This window comes from Enterobacter sp. BNK-34, assembly GCF_048684445.1.
Taxonomy (GTDB): Bacteria; Pseudomonadota; Gammaproteobacteria; order Enterobacterales; family Enterobacteriaceae; genus Enterobacter; species Enterobacter pseudoroggenkampii.
In genome coordinates this window covers 3,764,735-3,782,199 of record NZ_JBLQUA010000001.1, presented here as the reverse complement: position 1 = coordinate 3,782,199, position 17,465 = coordinate 3,764,735, and the positions used below count along the sequence as shown (strand labels likewise).

Sequence of the window (17,465 nt, the reverse complement as noted above, 5' to 3'; positions counted from 1 at the left end):
TCAAAACTGGCGTCGCGCCACCAGCCAGGCCCCGACCACCAGCATCACCGCGCCGCACACCGGGCCAATCAGGGCGCGAAGCGGAATACCATGGCTCCTCAGCACGTCCAGCACCAGCCCGCCAATCAGCTGGCTTGCGACCAGCACGGCGATGGTCGTCGCCGCGCCAACGTTCTGATAACCGCTGATGCTGGCAAACACGAAAAACGACCCCAGCAGCCCCGGGATAAGCGTCCACCAGCGCACCGTTGCGGCCAGCTCGCTGAATCCGGCCACGCCCTGTTTCAGCAGCAGAATACTGACAAACAGCACAATGCCGACCAGCGAATTCAGCAGCATCGCGATGAGAATGGTGGAGGAGGACTGGGTGATACGCACCATCAGGGTGTTTTGCACCACCAGACCGATGCCCGCCGCCACCAGAAACGCCAGCGTCAGTGACTGATTCATGGGATAGCGTCCGGATCGCTGCGCTCGTCCAGCTGCAGCTGCATAAAGGTTAAGTCCAGCCAGCGGCCAAACTTGGTTCCCACCTGCGGCATTTGTCCGGTCGTCACAAAGCCGAGCGTCTCATGGAGATGAATCGAGGCAAGGTTTTGCGCTTCAATGCCGGCCACCATCACGTGTTTACCGATGGCGCGGGCCTCGTTAATCAGCGCCTTCATCAGCGTGCGGCCAATCCCTTTGCCCTGATGGGCCGGGTGGACGTAGACCGAATGCTCAACCGTATGACGAAAACCGTCGAAGGCGCGCCAGTCGCCGAAAGAGGCGTAACCGGTGATGACACCGTCTTCTTCGCTCACCAGAACCGGATAACCCGCCAGCGTGCGCGCCTCAAACCACGCGATTCGGTTATCGGTATCGACGGTTTTATCGTTCCAGATCGCGGCAGTATGCAGCACCGCGTGGTTGTAAATCTCGCCTATCGCAGCGCAGTCTTCTTTGCAGGCATGACGAACGATCATGATGAAGCCTCTGTGTGTTGTTCACTATAGTATTACGTTATCGCTACGATATTACACAACTGTATCCCCCGATCGCTACGGCATAAGCCATATTTTTTTGTTATCAAAAGCCCATTGAATTGCCGTTCATACACTATAGTATGACGTCATGAACACCATAACAGACACGATGAATCAACGGATTAGCGCAAGAATTCGCCTTGAACGCGAGTCTCGCGGGTGGTCCCTGAGCGAGCTTGCTGACCGGGCAGGGGTCTCACGCGCGATGATCCACAAGATAGAGCGCGGGGACAGTAGCCCGACGGCCACCTTGCTTGCCCGCCTGTCTGGCGCGTTTGGCATCAGCATGTCAACGCTGATTGCCCGGGCCGAAATGCAGGAGGGCAAGCTGCTGCGCCTGGCAAACCAGCCCGTCTGGCGCGATCCGCAGACGCACTACCTCCGCCGCCATGTTTCTCCCCGTACCGATCTGCCCATCGACCTGGTTCAGGTTGAACTGCCTGCGGGCAGCGATGTTCCTATGCCTGCCTCTTCTTACGCGCTGGCGCGTCAGCTTATCTGGCTCCAGTCCGGTGAGCTGGTGTTTCAGGAGGGCGATACGCGCCACGAGATGCACGCCGGAGACTGTCTCGAGCTGGGGCCACCGAATGACTGCCGGTTCATCAACGAGACGAATGAAACCTGCATCTATCTGGTTGTACGCCTCAACCAGTCTGGCTCGTAATGCTAATGCGATAACGCCGATCGTGAGCCAGGCTGTAATGACATTTGTACCAGAAGGAGATCCTGATGAACCAACCTGTTTCGCAAAATCGCCGCTGGGTACTGGCCTCTCGTCCACAGGGTGCGCCGGTCGCGGACAATTTTCGTCTGGAAACGCAGCCTGTTCCGGAACCGGGTGCGGGGCAGCTTTTGCTGCGTACCGTCTGGCTGTCGCTGGACCCTTATATGCGGGGTCGCATGAGCGATGCGCCATCCTATTCACCGCCGGTTGAGATCGGTGCGGTGATGGTGGGGGGAACGGTCAGCCGCGTTGAGCAGTCAAACCATCCCGACTTCAAAGCCGGTGAATGGGTGCTGGGCTACAGCGGCTGGCAGGAGTATGAACTTTCGGACGGCAGTGGCCTGGTGAAGCTGGGCGAAAATCCGTCTCATCCTTCCTGGTCGCTGGGCGTACTGGGCATGCCGGGCTTTACCGCCTATATGGGGCTGCTGGATATCGGGCAACCGAAAGCGGGTGAAACGCTGGTGGTGGCTGCGGCGACCGGCCCGGTTGGCGCGACAGTAGGGCAGATCGGCAAAATCAAAGGTTGCCGGGTGGTCGGCGTGGCTGGTGGCCCAGAGAAATGCCGCCATGCCGTTGAGGTTCTCGGCTTTGACCTGTGTCTGGATCACCATGCGGCGGATTTTGCCGACCAGCTGAAACACGCCTGTCCGAACGGTATTGATGTCTATTATGAAAACGTCGGCGGGAAAGTGTTTGATGCCGTGCTGCCCCTGCTGAACACCTCCGCGCGCGTGCCGGTGTGTGGCCTGGTGAGCGGCTATAACGCGACGGGCCTGCCTGACGGGCCGGACCGCCTGCCGCTCCTGATGGCGACCCTTCTCAAGAAACGCATTCGTATGCAGGGCTTTATTATCGGCCAGGATTATGGACACCGCATTCATGAGTTCCAGGAAGAGATGGGACGCTGGGTGCAAGAGGGGAAAATCCACTATCGCGAACAGGTGACGGACGGGCTGGAAAACGCCCCCGAGGCGCTGATTGGCCTGCTGGAAGGACGAAACTTCGGCAAAGTCGTGATTCGCGTCGCGAGTGACAATAAATAAAGCGCACAATGGCGGGGTTTCCCGCCATATTTATTTGTGAAGATACGATATATTGTCTTTAATTACTGGACAGGGTTTTTCGCGCCATCATCCCGGATGAGGCCGAAAACGATAAAAAAATGATGTTTGCTTTTTTGGCTGTTTTACGTACTTCCCACCACCAGGCATGACGATACAGGATATATCGTACCGGCGCCGTTTTATTAAAACTGGCGTTTAAAAATAGCATTAAGTTTTAGCTACAGGAATTCCACATGCTTGATTTGGATCACTTAGAAAAAGCCCAAAGGGTTAGCCTTACCATGCAGGTTGAACACAGTTTGAAAGGGGCGTTAATTACAGGCTCCCTCAAACCAGGAGCACGACTGATTACGAAAGAGATTGCTGATAAATTAGGCACCAGTATTACGCCGGTCCGCGAAGCGCTGCTACGTCTGGTCTCCTCAGGCGCGCTTCACGCCACGCCAGCGCAGGCATTTCTGGTCCCTGAGGTGACGCTGGAGCGTTATAACGAGATTAACGCCATCAGAAAACAGCTTGAGCCGATGGCGGTTGCTGCTGCATGCCAGAATATGTCAGACGGCAAGCTGGAGGCGTTGCGCAAAATGTCAGAGGCCTTCCATGAGGCTATGCGCAATGGAAACGTTCAGCAGGCATTGCATGCAAATCGCATCTTCCGGTTTACGCTTTATCAATATGCGGAAATGCCTACGCTTAATGCCTTAATTGAACAGTTATGGGTGCGCATCGGACCCTGTATGAACTACCTGCATCAGGAACTTAACGACATCAAAACGTCAACGTATCACTATGATGAGCTTCTTTCAGCCCTTGAGCGGAGAGATGTGGATGCCAGCCAGAAGGCAATTGATAAGTTGATTGATGAAGCGGATTTTCTTTTACAGCGACAATATTTTAACTGAGAGATTATTTAACAGAGCGACTATATACTGCGGCTAATTATTTATTTGGTGAATAACTCCTGATGGCTTATTGCCATCAGGAGGGTTATTTCATTAATAAAATAAACTTTTCTTTTTCTTACTCGAAGCGATAAGAGACCGACAGCCCGACGCCATAGTTACGGCCTGGTGCAGGTTCGTAATAACGGCCGTTGGACTCGTTGACAATAACCGAGCCCGCGTACTCTTTATCGAACAGGTTATCGACGCGGCCAAAGACATCCATTCCCCAGTTGCCGTAGTTAAACTTATACCCGGTATTCAACCCGACTACCGTGTACGACGGCGCTTTCGCGGTGTTTTCGTCGTCGGCCATGATGTCGCTCATGTAACGCACGTCCGTGCCGGCGTACCAGCCTTCCTCCGGCTGCCAGCCAAACGAGGCGAAGCCCATGTTGCGCGCAATCCCCGGCATACGGTTACCGTTACAGTCTGCGTCGCTGCAGACGTTAGTCCGGTAGGTGGCATCCAGGTACGTCCACGCCATCTTCAGCTTCCAGTTCTCAGCGAACTGCTGATCCAGGGAAACTTCCACACCCTGACGACGGGTTTTCCCGGCGTTTTTATAGGTTGTGCGGCCGCCGGAACTGGAGTCCACCACGATCTCATCATCCGTATCGGTGCGGAACAACGCCGCCGTCAGCAGGCCGTTGCCGATGCGGGTTTTGCTGCCCACTTCATAGGTGTTGTTCGTGGATGGCTTCAGGCCAATATTCAGACCGCCCTGATTATCCGCACGATAGGAGAGTTCGTTGATGGTTGGCGTTTCAAATCCACGCCCTGCGGCAGCGTAGAGGTTCCACCCGTCAGTCACCGCATACTTCACGGCACCCGCCGGGAGCCACTTGTGATAGCTCGCGTCACCGCTGTCGTCGCCGTTGCCCGGCGTAACGTAATGGTCGTTGGAATCAAACCAGACCGAACTGTAGCGGACACCCGCATCGACAGAGAGTTTCTGCGTCAGCTGCCAGCTGCTCTGCAAATAAGGATCGACGTTCCACATCAGGTTACGTTCGTCACGACGTTTATCGCCTTTGACGCCGTAGTCCGGCACGCCGTTGCTCATCACAAAGTTCTCGTAGCCGCGACGATCTTCACTCAGGTTTTCGTAGTTCAGACCGGTGGTAAAGGTCACCGGAACCAGCAGCTCGCCGCGGTGCGTCCAGCGGGTATCCACGCCCTGATAGTGGCGCTGCATATCAATCACCCCGCCGGAGTGAGTGGCTTTTAGCTGCGGCTGATACGGAATCGACTGGTACTGCGTCATTTCACGCTCGCCGGCGTACATCATTACGCTGAGGTCGTCCTGAGCGCTGAGCTGGCGATCGTAGCGCAGGCCGGCCTGGGTCTGTTTGATGGTCTTACGGGTGTTGTACTGATCGCCACGCGGAGACTGACGCGGATTATTCTGCCACTCCTGATAGCTCAGACCGCCCGGATCGTTGGCCTTCATGTCTACGCTGTTGAAGATTAGCGTCAGCTTGCTGACGTCATCAATACGCACGCCCAGCCTGGCGTTGGCCAGATTCTTCCGCGCGCCGCTGTGGTCGCGATAGCCCTGGGTGGTGAAACGGGTGGTGGAAACGGTGTAGTCCACATCGCCTGCGTGGGTGCCGTCGCCCATCGCACCGGTGGCCTTCATGCCGTAGCGCCAGGTACCGTAACTGCCGTAATAGCTGCTGGCTTCAATGGTTGGCGGCTGCTGCCCGGTCTGGGTGTTGATGTTAATCACGCCGCCAGAGGCGTTGCCATACAGGGCAGAGAAGGGGCCGCGCAGCACTTCAACGCTCTCCACGCTGGAGAGATCGATGTTGGAGGTCTGGCCCTGTCCGTCCGGCATGGTGGCAGGGATACCGTCGACGTACATACGGATACCGCGCACGCCAAACGTTGAGCGGGCGCCAAACCCACGCATCGAAAGCTGGAGATCCTGAGCATAGTTCTGGCGGTTCTGAATTTGCAGTCCCGGGACGCTGCCGAGGGATTCAGACAGGTTGATGCGAGGCGCGGCGTGGCGCATGTCATCGCCATTGACGACGCTGACCGCGGCCGGGGTATCCAGCTCCGATACGGTTTGCGGCGTGGCGCTGACGATCATGGTCTGTTCCTCCGCGCTCATAGCGGTGAGCGGCGCGAAAGTAACGGGAACCAGCAGCAGCGGGAGAGAGGCCTTACGGGCAGAAATGATTTTCATGAATAAAACCGGTTGTGGTGTATAAACGAACCAAATGGAACATGTCCATACATGTTAAAGGTTTTGTAAATGTTTTGAAAACTATAACCGCACATTGCGTTAATGAAAGGTGGTATGGGAAAGAAAAACTCCACATTCAGTTGATTAATGATTACTATTCTCATTATCAAAAGGCGATGCCATGACGTTGCCTGCCGGAAGTGATGTCAGCCCAAACCCCTCTTTTTCAGAAAAGGAATTGTTATGTCTTTACGTCATCTGTGCTCGCCGCGTCTGAGCCTGTCACTGCTGTCTGCCACTTTACTGCTTGCCGGGACGTTCCAGGCACATGCCGCCGAAGAGGTGCTGCGTAAAGCGGTGGGCAAAGGGGCGTATGAAATGGCCGTGAGCCAGCAGGAGAATGCGCTGTGGGTGGCGACCTCGCAAAGCCGCAAAACCGATAAGGGCGGGGTTGTTTACCGTCTTGATCCGGTCACGCTGGACGTGACGCAGGCGATCCATAGCGATCTGAAACCCTTTGGTGCCACTCTCGACAGCGCGACGCAAACCCTGTGGTTTGGCAACACCATCAACGGCGCGGTAACCGCGATTGATGCAAAAACGGGCGACGTAAAAGGACGTCTGGTGCTGGACGGGCGTCAACGCAGCGAAACCGTCAAACCGCTGCAGCCGCGCCAGCTGGTGGCGGATGACGCGAGCAACACGATTTACATCACCGGTGTCGGCAAAGAGAGCGTGATTTGGGTCGTGGATGGCGCAACGCTGAAGCTGAAAGAGACCATTGCCAATACTGGCACCTACAGTACCGGTCTGGCGCTGGATGCGCAGGCGAAACGTCTCTATACCACGAATGCGGACGGTGAACTGGTGACGATTGATACGGCCAGCAACAAAATTATCGGCCGTAAAAAAGTGCAGGACGACGGGAAAGAGCACTTCTATCTGAACCTGAGCCTCGACGCTGCCGGTCAGCGTGCGTTCCTGACTGATTCAAAACAGCCGGAAGTGCTGGTGGTGAGCCTGAAAGACGGCAGCGTGCTCGAGAAAATCGCCGCGCCGGAATCCCTGGCGGTCCTGTTTAACCCGGCCCGCAACGAAGCCTACGTGACCCACCGTGAAGCCGGCAAGGTGAGCGTGATTGATGCGAAAACGTATAAGGTGACTAAAACGTTCGACACGCCGGTCTACCCGAACAGCCTGGCGCTTTCTGCCGATGGTAAAACGCTGTATGTGACGGTGAAACAGAAGTCGACTCGCCAGCAGGAAGCCACTCAGCCTGACGATGTCATTCGTATCGCGCTTTAAGATAAAAAAAGGGAAGGCATTTGCCTTCCCTTTTTAATGCTTTCTGGATGCTTAACGCGAGGTTTCTTCCACCAGCGGTGCGTCGTGTTTTTCATCGTCGTGATGAACCGGCGCGGTGCTGTGGATCTCGTGAACGCGCTTACGCACGCCGAACCAGCCGGCAATCAGCAGTACCGCCAGCAGCGGAATCGTCGCGATGGTGTAGGTACCGTTCGGATAGTCGAACGCCATCAGCACCAGCACGCTGAACAGGAAGAGCAGGGTGAGCCAGGAGGTCACCGGTGCGCCCGGCATCTTGAAGCTCACATCAGCCGCTTTGCCTTCTTTAATCGCCTTGCGCAGACGCATCTGGCAGACCACGATAAAGCCCCAGGAAGCGATAATCCCCAGTGCAGCCACGTTCAGAACGATCTCAAATACGCGGGACGGCACCAGATAGTTCAGGAACACGCCAAAGACGTAAACCACCAGCGTGGCCAGAATCCCTGCATAGGGAACCTGCTGCTTGCTCATCTTCGACATGAACTTCGGCGCGGAACCGCCCATCGACATGGAGCGCAGGATACGACCGGTAGAGTAAAGGCCGGAGTTCAGGCTGGAGAGCGCCGCCGTCAGGACCACGATGTTCATGATGCTGCCCACGTAAGGCACGCCCAGCTTAGAGAAGAAGGTCACGAACGGACTCTGGCCCGCCTGATAGGCAGTCCATGGCAGCAGCAGAACCAGCAGCACCACGGAACCGACGTAGAACAGACCGATACGCCAGATCACGCTGTTGATGGCTTTTGGCACCATCGTCTGCGGATCTTTACATTCACCTGCCGCGGTGCCCACCAGTTCGATAGAGGCGAAGGCGAACACGACGCCCTGAACCAGTACCAGCGCAGGCAGCAGACCGTGCGGGAAGAATCCGCCGTTATCGGTTATCAGGTGGAAGCCGGTGGCATTGCCATCCAGCGGCTTACCGCTGCCGAGGAAGACGGTACCCACGACCAGGAACACCACGATGGCCAGCACTTTTACCAGCGCAAACCAGAACTCCATCTCCGCGAACCACTTCACGCCGATCATGTTCATGGTGCCGACAATCGCCAGCGCGCCAAGCGCAAAGACCCACTGCGGCACATCACCAAACGCGCCCCAGTAGTGCATATACAGCGCAACGGCGGTGATATCGACAATACCTGTCATCGCCCAGTTGACGAAGTACATCCAGCCCGCAACGTAGGCCGCTTTTTCACCGAGGAATTCACGGGCGTAAGAGACGAAGCTTCCGCTGGAAGGGCGATGCAGTACCAGTTCGCCCAGTGCACGAAGAATGAAGAAAGAGAAGATCCCGCACACCAGATAGACCAGGGCGAGAGCCGGGCCAGCCATCTGCAGGCGTGCACCAGCACCTAAAAACAGACCCGTTCCGATAGCGCCGCCGATGGCGATCATTTGAACCTGACGGTTGCCCATCGCTTTGTGGTAGCCCTCTTCGTGAGAGTTCAACCAGCGACGTTTAGCAGCATGATGATCGGCTGCGCTTTTATTGCTTGTTTTCATTGAGTTACCTGTTTGCCTGTCTGAACCATTATCGTGATAGTCCTGCCTGGCAGAAAGCAATACAAACGATTGCTTCTGCGCAAACACATGTCGCCTTCCCAGTCATTCTGCGTATGGATAAGGCGAAACATGGCGAGGCATCCTACCTGCAATTCATAAGCGACGCAAAATATAACCGTGCCGAAAGTGATGCACGTCGAAGGAAATCGTGTGGTCAGAGCAGACGGGGATCACAACACGCTGAATCGTGATGAGTTTTTAGACAAAACAGTTGGCGGGTTGATTATTTAATCATCAGATTCTCTTAATTATTACCAGATGGTATAAATTTTTGCTGCTGCAGGGCATCGAGAAGTAACCTGAACGCGGTTGTATGCTGCCGACGGCTCGGATAATAGAGGTGGTATCCTTCAAACGTGGGGCACCACGATTCAAGGACCCTGACCAGCCGTCCCTGATTCAGAGCGTCCAGAACCGAGGACTCGGGCACGTAGGCTAATCCGAGACCATTCTCCGCGGCGTCGATGCGCTGCGACAGGTTATTCAGCGTAAGCTGTCCGTCAACCCGCACGCGAAGCTCGCGCCCGTCGCGCTCAAATTCCCAGTTATACAATCCCCCTCGGGTGGGCAGGCGGAGATTGATACAGCGGTGTTCACCCAGCTGCTCCGGCACGAGCGGCACGCCAAAACGAGCCAGGTAATCCGGGGAGCCGACGACCGCCATGCGCATGTCCGGCGCAATCCGCACCGCAATCATGTCTTTTGCCACCTGTTCACCCAGGCGAACCCCCGCGTCGAAGCAGCCATCTACGATATCTGTCAGGCCATTGTCGATCGTCACTTCAACGTTAATGTCAGGATACTGCAGCATAAAAGGCTTCAGTACCGGCCAGAGCACGGCGTCCATCGCGTGCTCGCCGGCGACGATGCGGATAGCGCCTGCGGGTTTGTCGCGGGTGCTGCGAAGTGCCGTGAGTTCCTGTTCGATCTCCAGCAGATGCGGGCTGAGGCGCGAAAAAAGCTGCTCACCCGCGGGTGTCGGAACCACGCTGCGGGTTGTGCGGGTTAACAGGCGAACGTCTAATCGCGCCTCAAGCTTGCGCATCGCATGGCTCAGTGCCGATTGCGAGACGCCCAGCTGCGCCGCTGCGCGCGTAAAGCTACGCTCGCGGGCCACCACCATAAAGGAGAGCAGATCGTTGAAATTATCTTTTAGCATCGTGGTTCTATTTATGAGTTTCAGTCATGTGTCCTATCTGATTATGCACCCTAATGCTCCCGAGTGCTTTGCGCTACTGTTAACGCAACAGTCAACGAGGAGCAAAAGATGAAAATTATCCGCAGTGGTTCATTACCGTCAGTACGAGGACCGGAAGCCTGGTTTACCGGCACTGTTCGCATTGACGCCCCCTTTCAGGCGACCGAACCTGCCAGCGTCGGCGGGGCAACCGTAACCTTTGAGCCGGGCGCGAGCACGGCCTGGCATACGCATCCCCTGGGACAAACGCTGATTGTGACGCAGGGGCGCGGCTGGTTACAGGAGTGGGGCAAAGAGGCGGAAATCCTGAATCAGGGCGATATCGCCTGGATCCCACCCGGCGTGAAGCACTGGCACGGCGCAAATGCGCAAACGGCGATGACGCATCTTGCCATCGCCGAAGCGGTAAACGGCAGCCCGGTAACATGGCTGGAAAAAGTGACTGACGAGCAGTACCCGAACGGCTAACCGCCAAAAACGGAAATTGCCTGCTGCAGGCGCGTCGTCCGCTGCGTCAGGTGATTCGCAGCGTGAGTGACGTTATCCACCATCCCCGTATTGCTCTGGGTCATTGCGCCGATACGGGAGAGGGAGGCGTTGATCAGCGTCAGCGCCTGGGTTTGTTCCTGGGTGGCGTGGCCGATCTCCTTAATCAAGGTGGAAACCTGCAGAACATGGTCGATCATGACCGTCAGCTGTGATTCGGTTTGTACCACCTTCTCCACGCCAGCGTTGACGCTGGCAACGTTTTTCTCGATCAGCGCTTTGATCTCTTTCGCCGCCGTCGCGGAGTGCTGCGCAAGATTGCGCACCTCAGCCGCCACCACGGCAAAGCCGCGCCCGGCTTCACCCGCGCGCGCCGCTTCCACGGCGGCATTCAGCGCAAGAATATTGGTCTGGAAGGCAATGCGATCGATAACGCTGATAATATCGACGATCTGGCCGTTATCCTGCGACACGGACTGCATCATACCGATGGTCTCTTTCATCATCGCTTCACCGCAGTGGGCGCTGTCGCTGGTGCGATCCGCCATCTGGATCGCTTCATTCGCGGTTTCTGCCGTCTGCTTCACTGCGCTGGCGATCTCTTCCACCGCAGATGCGGTTTGCTGCAGAAAGTCTGCGGTTTCTTCAGAGCGCGTTTGCAGCGCCGCACCTTCTTTCGCGACCTGCTGGCTGATGGTGCCAATCCCGCTGATTTGCGCCCCGACATCGTCAACCAGCGAATTCAGGTTCAAACCTGATTGATTCACCAGGCGCATCATCAGCCCGATGTCATCGATCCTGTCAAAATGGTAATAGTCCGTTTTACGTCCTGAAACCACGCGCTGCATCTGTTGAACAATAGATTTTACCGGCCGTGCGATCTGCGCGTGAAGATAACAGGCAAGGGCAGAAAAGAGCAGCGCCAGACTCCCCGACTGCACAAGTTTATCAGGGAAGAAATACACCGCCAGGCAGGAGAGTAACGCTGTCGTTGCAATACCAAGATGGATTCGCTTACAGGTGCTGAGACATTTAAAAAGCGACATAAAGGAAAACAAACCGCGTCGAACTAACAGTCCTTTATAAAAACGATAATGTTTTAATTCGTTATTACGCACTTTTGCATACAGTTTTTCACTGGCTGCGATCTCTTCCCGTGCGGGGATATTTCGCACCGAAATATAGCCCGTCAGGGATCCACCCTGCCAGACCGGCGTCACGTTGGCCCGCACCCAGTAGTGATCGCCATTATGACGACGGTTCTTCACCAGCCCTGTCCAGGTCTCGCCCTGCTGCAGGGTAAACCACATGTCGCCAAACGCTTCGGCAGGCATGTCGGGATGGCGGATGAGGTTATGCGGCTCACCCAGTAAATGTTCTTCTTTATATCCGCTGGCTTCAATAAAAGCGGAATTAGCATAGGTTATATGACTTTTTGTATCGGTGGTCGACATTAACGTCGAACCAGCGTTAAGCAAATACTCGTTTTGTGTAACGGGAGTGTTACGCCTCATGAGTAACTCCATGATGTTGTGCAAGAATAAAAAAACGTCCGGAAAGCACTCCGGCAAGATTAATGAGATTATTTTTATAACTGTCTGCTGCTTATTCTCTCTGAATTTTTGGCTGTCTGAAATACTCGCTACATATTATTTTTAAACGGTTAACGCTATCGAATGTAATAAAAATGAAAATATTTTCAGAGGCGTTTTTGGGAGACGCTGTAAATAAATGACATAAGCCAAACTGTAAGAGGGAGATCGCTTCCCGGGAAAAATTGTCATGCTGAAATAGCGTTTCGTTAACAGGATGAAAACGCTATGATTTGGTCTCATTTTCGTAAATACAGGGAGGCTGAGGTGAAAATTAACGTCATAGGAACCAGCGGAAGTGGAAAAAGCACGCTGGCGAAGCAGATTGCGACCGAACTGGCTATTCCCTGTATCGAGATGGACAGACTCTACTGGCGCTCTGACTGGCAGGGCACGCCGGACGACGAGTTTCAGGCAAAGCTGGAGCAGGCGCTACAGGCGTCGCCAGACTGGGTGCTGGATGGTAACTACAACCGCACGCGGCCTGTGAAATGGCGCAATGTAGACGTTGTGGTGTGGGTGGATTATGGGTTTATCCGCACCCTCTGGCAGGCCGTCACGCGAGCAATAAAGCGGGCCTGGCATAAGCACGAGATCTGGCCGGGAACGGGGAATAAAGAGAGTTTCCGGCGCGCGTTCTTCAGCAGAGAATCGATTATCATCTGGACGATTAAAACCTGGCGTAACAACCGCACGCGCTATGAAGCCGATCTGCAAAACCCGCAATATAGCCATATTCGCTTCGTCCGCATTACCCGTCGGGAGCAGGTGGAAACGCTGATTGCCTCCTTAAAGTCTTATTCTTAGCATGGTTTTATATATCTGTTTTCCGGCAAACTAAATGTAAATTAATTGTTTCTCAGTGGTGAAATGCGCCTTTAATAATGACGACATGTTAAGTCAAACGAGAACGCAACATGTCATGGCGAATCAGCATTCTGGATAAAAGCCCCATCGCTGAAAACGAAACGGCTGCCGATGCACTGGCGCGTACCCTGGCGCTGGCGCAGCAGGCAGAAAATCTGGGGTATCACCGCTTCTGGATTGCTGAACACCACAACACCCCACAGCTTGCCAGCCCTTCCCCGGAGCTGCTGATTGCCTGGATCCTCGGGCAAACCACGCGCATTCGCGTCGGGTCCGGCGGCGTAATGCTTCAGCACTACAGCCCCTATAAAGTCGCCGAGAACTTCAACGTGCTGGCCGCGCTGGCGCCTGGCCGCGTGGATCTCGGCGTCGGGAAAGCCCCCGGCGGATTACCGCTCTCAACCCGCGCGCTGCAACAGGGCCTGAATCAACAGGAAAAGGGCAGCTTTGCCGAACAGCTGGCCCAGCTCGACCGCTGGATCCGTCCTGAGCATCACGCTACTGAAGAAGCCGTCCGCGCCACGCCGCTGCCGCCGCTGCCTGCTGAAGGTTTCCTGCTGGGCGCGAGTACCGAAAGCGCGCTGCTGGCCGCCAGGCTCGACTGGCACTTTGTATTTGCCGCACACCTGAACGGTGACCCGGATCTGCTGCGCGAGGTGGTATCGACCTGGCGTGAGAACAGCGCGCGGGACGTGATAGTGGCAGTACAGGCGATTGTCGCGCCGACACAGGCCGAGGCAGACGCGCTGGCGCAGAAGGTCGAGGTGTGGGGCGTTGAGCTGGCAAACGGGCAGCGCGTCACCGTGGCCAGCGAAGAGCAGGCCTACGCCTTTGCACGCCAGGCGGGCAGCGAGCCGGTGCGCATTGCACGTCGGGCGCAGTCGCTGCTGGCGGGTACCGCTGAGTCGGTAGTGGAACAGCTCAACGCGCTGCATCAGCAGTGGGGCATTGACGAATTTATCATCGACACGCCGGTAGCGGAGGGAGCAACGCGCGTCGCGTCGCTGCGCCTGCTCGCCGAGGCGCGTCTTAACAGGGAGGTCACCGTATGAGCTTTGGCGAACAGCTGATTGCCTGGCGTCGCGAACTGCACCAGAACCCTGAGCTCTCCGGCCAGGAAGTGGAGACCACGACGCGCCTGCGCCAGTGGCTGACGAATGCCGGGATTACCCCGCAGCCTTACGACCTGTCTACCGGGCTGGTGGCGGAAATCGGCTCGGGCAGCAAACTGATTGCGCTGCGGGCGGATATTGATGCCCTGCCGATTGAAGAGCGCAGCGGCGTGCCGTTTAGCTCGCAGCGTGCAGGCGTAATGCATGCCTGCGGACACGATATCCACACCAGCGTCATCCTCGGCGCCGCGTTAAAGCTGAAAGAGCGAGAGGCCTCGCTTAACGGCCGGGTGCGGATCCTGTTTCAGCCTGCCGAAGAGAACTTCGGCGGTGCGAAGAGCATGGTGCGCGCCGGTGCCTTACGCGATGTCAGCGCGATTTTCGGTATGCACAACGAGCCCGGCCTGCCGGTCGGTGAGTTCGCTACCCGCGGCGGTCCGTTCTATGCCAACGTCGACCGCTTTGTGATCCGCATTACCGGTAAGGGCGCGCACGCCGCGCGTCCGCATGAAGGCAACGACGCCATTGTGCTGGCGAGCCAGCTGGTGACGGCGTTGCAAAGCGTCGCCAGCCGCAACGTCAATACGCTGGATTCGGTGGTGCTGAGCGTGACGCGCATTGCGGGCGGTAACACCTGGAACGTGCTGCCGGAAAGCGTCGAGCTGGAAGGCACGCTGCGTACCCATCGCACGGAAGTGCAGCAGAATGTGAAATCCCGCGTGGGCGAAATCGCTGCCGGTTTTGCCAGCGCCTTCAGCGCGCAGATTGATATCACCTGGTATGCCGGGCCCACCGCGCTGGTGAATGACGAACGCTGGGCCGATTTCGCCACCTCGGTCGCCCGGGACGCCGGATACGAAACCCGGCACGCCGAGCTGCATATGGGCGGGGAAGATTTTGCGGTCTATCTGCAGCAGATCCCGGGGGCGTTTGTCAGCATCGGCAGCAACAGCCCGTACGGTTTACATCATCCGGCATTTAATCCGGATGAAGCCTTAATTGAGCCCGCTGCCCGCTATTTTGCACAGCTTGCGGAAAAAGCCCTGCAACACGTTTAATTCTTAAGAGGTGAATATGTCTGCACATCGTCAACTGCGGCTGGGGACCATTTTGCATGGTGCATCCGGAAATATGTCCGCCTGGCGTCACCCTGAGGCCGTCGCCGATGCCAGTATCAATTTTGATTTCGTCAAATCGACGGCGTTAAAGGCGGAGGAGGGCAAACTCGATTTTTTATTCGTTGCCGACGGTCTCTACATAAACGAGAAATCCATCCCGCATTTTTTAAATCGCTTTGAACCGCTGACGGTGTTATCTGCTCTCGCCAGCATCACCTCGCGCCTGGGGCTGGTGGGAACCTTATCCACCTCCTACAGCGAACCCTTCACCACGGCGCGCCAGTTCGCCAGCCTCGACCACCTCAGCAACGGACGCGCGGGCTGGAACGTGGTGACCTCGCCGCTGGAAGGGTCGGCGAAGAACTTTTCCCGCGAAAAACACCCCGAGCATGCGCTGCGCTACCGGATTGCGGATGAGTATCTCGACGTGGTGAAAGGGCTGTGGGATTCCTGGGAGGGTGATGCGTTCGTACGTAATAAAGAGAGCGGGCAATTCTTTGACGCGTCAAAGCTTCACACCCTGGATCATCACGGTGATTTCTTCCAGGTCGCCGGGCCGCTGAATATTGGCCGCACCCCGCAGGGGCGTCCGATTGTCTTTCAGGCCGGGGCGTCGGACGACGGGAAAAAGCTGGCGGCGAAACATGCCGACGCCATTTTTACCCATCACGAGACGCTCGACGAGGCAAAAGCCTTTTACCGCGACGTGAAGCAGCAGCTGGAAACAAACGGCCGCCGCGCGTCAGATTTACATATTTTTCAGGGCGTCAGCGTGATTGTGGGTAGCGATGCCGAAGACGTGGAAAACCAGTACCAGACCACGGCGGCGCTGGTGTCGATTAACGATGCCCTCAATTACCTCGGGCGCTATTTCGAACATCATGATTTCAGCCAGTATCCGCTCGACGAGCCGTTCCCGGATATCGGCGATTTAGGCAAAAACAGCTTCCGCAGTACCACCGATGAAATTAAGCGTAACGCCCGCGAGCGCAGCTTAACCCTGCGTCAGGTAGCCCTTGAAGCTGCATCACCGCGCCCGCGCTTTTCCGGTACGCCGGAAGAGGTGGCTGACGGTCTGCAGGCCTGGTTTGAAGGCTATGCCGCTGACGGCTTCATCATTCAGGGCGGTACGCCGAATACCTTCCCGCGCTTTGTTGACCAGGTGGTGCCCATTCTTCAGGCCCGCGGCCTGTTCCGCACCGACTATCCGGGCACTACGCTGCGCGAAAGCCTGGGTTTAGACCAACCGAAAAACCAGTACACACAACAATAAAAGAGAACCCCGCTATGCAGAAAACATCGCTTATTCTGGCGCTCGCGCTGGCCTTTACCCCTGCCGTCTGGGCAGAGAATGTGAATATTAACGGCACCGGCGTGAGCATCGAGGCCAATAAAACGCCGGTTAACACTGCCAAAAACAATGATGCGGTGGCACAGCTGCCGAAAGACTATCGCTTTGCCGTGCCGGGGAAATTTACCGTGGCGGTTGCGGGGCTCAATCAACCGCCGCTGACGGTCTTCTCCGACGACAACAAAACGCTGCTGGGAAGCGAGGTTGACGTCGCCCGTCTGGTCGCCGACAGCCTCGGGCTGGAGCTGAACGTGGTGCCCACCTCCTGGGAAGACTGGCCGCTGGGCGTGGCCTCCGGGAAATACGATGCCGCCATCAGCAACATCACCGTCACCAAAGAGCGTAAAGAGAAGTTTGACTTTGCCACCTACCGAAAAGATTCCCTCGGGTTCTACGTGAAATCAACCAGCCCGATCAAGTCGCTTGAGAAGGCTGAGGACATCGCCGGGCTGCGGATTATCGTCGGCTCCGGCACCAACCAGGAGGCCATTCTGCTCGCATGGAATGCCGAAAACCTGAAGAAGGGGCTGAAGCCCTTTACCCCGATCTACACCAAAGACGATGCGGCACAAACGCTGGCGCTGCAGTCAGGACGCGCGGATGCCTACTTTGGTCCGAACGTGATTGGCGCCTGGAAAGCGGCGCTGAACGGGAAAACCAAACTGGTGGGCAGCGTCGACGGCGGCTGGCCGAAGGCGGCGCACATCGCGGTGACGCTGAAAAAAGGCAGCGGACTGGTTGAGCCGGTGCAAACCGCGCTGAACGGCGTCATCAAAAACGGCGATTACGACAAAGTGCTGAACCGCTGGGGAGAAGGGGTCGAGCGCATTCCTCAGTCCGAAGTGAACCCGGCTGGCCTGGGTGATTAAGGAGGCGT

The 17,465-nt window shown here is 56.5% G+C and carries 14 protein-coding genes and 1 pseudogene; 9 read left to right on the top strand and 6 right to left on the bottom strand.

Annotation, left to right across the window (positions count from 1 at the left end):
* A complete protein-coding gene (locus tag ACMGG5_RS18505; RefSeq protein WP_008501299.1) occupies positions 1 to 450 on the bottom strand; it encodes a DMT family transporter in 450 nt (149 codons plus the stop codon).
* On the bottom strand, positions 447 to 965 hold the full coding sequence (locus tag ACMGG5_RS18500) for a GNAT family N-acetyltransferase (RefSeq protein ID WP_024907250.1): 519 nt from the start codon (positions 963 to 965) through the stop codon (positions 447 to 449). The genes ACMGG5_RS18505 and ACMGG5_RS18500 overlap by 4 nt, the downstream gene beginning before the upstream one ends.
* 148 nt (positions 966 to 1,113) lie before the next feature.
* Here ACMGG5_RS18500 and ACMGG5_RS18495 point away from each other — a divergent pair, with 148 nt between their 5' ends.
* The 3 genes from ACMGG5_RS18495 (at position 1,114) to ACMGG5_RS18485 (ending at position 3,718) form a co-directional block, all read left to right on the top strand.
* Positions 1,114 to 1,689: a helix-turn-helix domain-containing protein gene (locus ACMGG5_RS18495; RefSeq protein ID WP_008501301.1), complete on the top strand. Its 576-nt coding sequence runs from the start codon at positions 1,114 to 1,116 to the stop codon at positions 1,687 to 1,689.
* A 65-nt stretch (positions 1,690 to 1,754) separates the two neighbouring features.
* A complete protein-coding gene (locus tag ACMGG5_RS18490; RefSeq protein ID WP_420278327.1) occupies positions 1,755 to 2,795 on the top strand; it encodes an NADP-dependent oxidoreductase in 1,041 nt (346 codons plus the stop codon).
* Between the two features lie 254 nt (positions 2,796 to 3,049).
* Complete coding sequence (locus ACMGG5_RS18485) at positions 3,050 to 3,718, top strand: GntR family transcriptional regulator (protein WP_024909654.1); 669 nt, start codon at positions 3,050 to 3,052, stop codon at positions 3,716 to 3,718.
* Between the two features lie 118 nt (positions 3,719 to 3,836).
* On the opposite strand, the gene pqqU is transcribed toward ACMGG5_RS18485, so the two are convergent.
* Positions 3,837 to 5,951 carry a TonB-dependent receptor PqqU gene (gene pqqU, locus ACMGG5_RS18480; protein ID WP_248271939.1) on the bottom strand — a complete coding sequence of 705 codons (2,115 nt, stop codon included), beginning with the start codon at positions 5,949 to 5,951 and terminating at the stop codon, positions 3,837 to 3,839.
* A gap of 243 nt (positions 5,952 to 6,194) precedes the next feature.
* On the opposite strand from pqqU, the gene ACMGG5_RS18475 reads away from it, so the two are divergent.
* Positions 6,195 to 7,256, top strand: a complete 1,062-nt coding sequence (locus ACMGG5_RS18475; protein ID WP_420278326.1) for a YncE family protein — start codon at positions 6,195 to 6,197, stop codon at positions 7,254 to 7,256.
* Positions 7,257 to 7,307: 51 nt separating this feature from the next.
* Here ACMGG5_RS18475 and ansP read toward each other — a convergent pair whose 3' ends face one another.
* Together ansP and ACMGG5_RS18465 are read right to left on the bottom strand one after the other, a co-directional pair.
* The gene (gene ansP / locus ACMGG5_RS18470) at positions 7,308 to 8,804 is read right to left on the bottom strand and encodes an L-asparagine permease (RefSeq protein WP_024909651.1); all 1,497 of its coding nucleotides are present in this window, start codon (positions 8,802 to 8,804) and stop codon (positions 7,308 to 7,310) included.
* A 304-nt stretch (positions 8,805 to 9,108) separates the two neighbouring features.
* Complete coding sequence (locus ACMGG5_RS18465; protein ID WP_420278325.1) at positions 9,109 to 10,023, bottom strand: LysR family transcriptional regulator; 915 nt, start codon at positions 10,021 to 10,023, stop codon at positions 9,109 to 9,111.
* Positions 10,024 to 10,131: 108 nt separating this feature from the next.
* On the opposite strand from ACMGG5_RS18465, the gene ACMGG5_RS18460 reads away from it, so the two are divergent.
* Positions 10,132 to 10,530, top strand: a complete 399-nt coding sequence (locus tag ACMGG5_RS18460) for a (R)-mandelonitrile lyase (RefSeq protein WP_420278324.1) — start codon at positions 10,132 to 10,134, stop codon at positions 10,528 to 10,530.
* Here ACMGG5_RS18460 and ACMGG5_RS18455 read toward each other — a convergent pair.
* The gene (locus ACMGG5_RS18455) at positions 10,527 to 12,062 is read right to left on the bottom strand and encodes a methyl-accepting chemotaxis protein (protein ID WP_032647458.1); all 1,536 of its coding nucleotides are present in this window, start codon (positions 12,060 to 12,062) and stop codon (positions 10,527 to 10,529) included. The two genes, ACMGG5_RS18460 and ACMGG5_RS18455, sit on opposite strands and share 4 nt — an antisense overlap.
* Before the next feature lie 345 nt (positions 12,063 to 12,407).
* Between ACMGG5_RS18455 and ACMGG5_RS18450 the strand changes: the two genes are divergently transcribed.
* From ACMGG5_RS18450 to ACMGG5_RS18435, 4 genes and pseudogenes are all read left to right on the top strand, one after another.
* Entirely contained in the window at positions 12,408 to 12,947 is a 540-nt protein-coding gene (locus ACMGG5_RS18450) for an AAA family ATPase (RefSeq protein ID WP_420278323.1), read from the top strand.
* Positions 12,948 to 13,057: 110 nt separating this feature from the next.
* Positions 13,058 to 14,059 carry an LLM class flavin-dependent oxidoreductase gene (locus ACMGG5_RS18445; RefSeq protein WP_248164786.1) on the top strand — a complete coding sequence of 334 codons (1,002 nt, stop codon included), beginning with the start codon at positions 13,058 to 13,060 and terminating at the stop codon, positions 14,057 to 14,059.
* The gene (locus tag ACMGG5_RS18440; RefSeq protein ID WP_148769482.1) at positions 14,056 to 15,177 is read left to right on the top strand and encodes a M20 peptidase aminoacylase family protein; all 1,122 of its coding nucleotides are present in this window, start codon (positions 14,056 to 14,058) and stop codon (positions 15,175 to 15,177) included. Before ACMGG5_RS18445 ends, ACMGG5_RS18440 begins: the two co-directional genes overlap by 4 nt.
* A gap of 16 nt (positions 15,178 to 15,193) precedes the next feature.
* Positions 15,194 to 17,457 (top strand): annotated as a pseudogene (locus ACMGG5_RS18435) (NtaA/DmoA family FMN-dependent monooxygenase).
* Positions 17,458 to 17,465 lie beyond the last annotated feature (8 nt).

What these genes read in the sequence shown, in the direction of transcription:
- pqqU (WP_248271939.1), bottom strand. Translation starts at nt 5,951, where the DNA reads ATGAAAATCATTTCTGCCCGTAAGGCCTCTCTCCCGCTGCTGCTGGTT.
- ACMGG5_RS18485 (WP_024909654.1), top strand. Translation starts at nt 3,050, where the DNA reads ATGCTTGATTTGGATCACTTAGAAAAAGCCCAAAGGGTTAGCCTTACC.
- ACMGG5_RS18445 (WP_248164786.1), top strand. Translation starts at nt 13,058, where the DNA reads ATGTCATGGCGAATCAGCATTCTGGATAAAAGCCCCATCGCTGAAAAC.
- ACMGG5_RS18475 (WP_420278326.1), top strand. Translation starts at nt 6,195, where the DNA reads ATGTCTTTACGTCATCTGTGCTCGCCGCGTCTGAGCCTGTCACTGCTG.
- ACMGG5_RS18465 (WP_420278325.1), bottom strand. Translation starts at nt 10,023, where the DNA reads ATGCTAAAAGATAATTTCAACGATCTGCTCTCCTTTATGGTGGTGGCC.
- ACMGG5_RS18495 (WP_008501301.1), top strand. Translation starts at nt 1,114, where the DNA reads ATGAACACCATAACAGACACGATGAATCAACGGATTAGCGCAAGAATT.
- ansP (WP_024909651.1), bottom strand. Translation starts at nt 8,804, where the DNA reads ATGAAAACAAGCAATAAAAGCGCAGCCGATCATCATGCTGCTAAACGT.
- ACMGG5_RS18460 (WP_420278324.1), top strand. Translation starts at nt 10,132, where the DNA reads ATGAAAATTATCCGCAGTGGTTCATTACCGTCAGTACGAGGACCGGAA.
- ACMGG5_RS18505 (WP_008501299.1), bottom strand. Translation starts at nt 450, where the DNA reads ATGAATCAGTCACTGACGCTGGCGTTTCTGGTGGCGGCGGGCATCGGT.
- ACMGG5_RS18440 (WP_148769482.1), top strand. Translation starts at nt 14,056, where the DNA reads ATGAGCTTTGGCGAACAGCTGATTGCCTGGCGTCGCGAACTGCACCAG.
- ACMGG5_RS18500 (WP_024907250.1), bottom strand. Translation starts at nt 965, where the DNA reads ATGATCGTTCGTCATGCCTGCAAAGAAGACTGCGCTGCGATAGGCGAG.
- ACMGG5_RS18490 (WP_420278327.1), top strand. Translation starts at nt 1,755, where the DNA reads ATGAACCAACCTGTTTCGCAAAATCGCCGCTGGGTACTGGCCTCTCGT.
- ACMGG5_RS18455 (WP_032647458.1), bottom strand. Translation starts at nt 12,062, where the DNA reads ATGAGGCGTAACACTCCCGTTACACAAAACGAGTATTTGCTTAACGCT.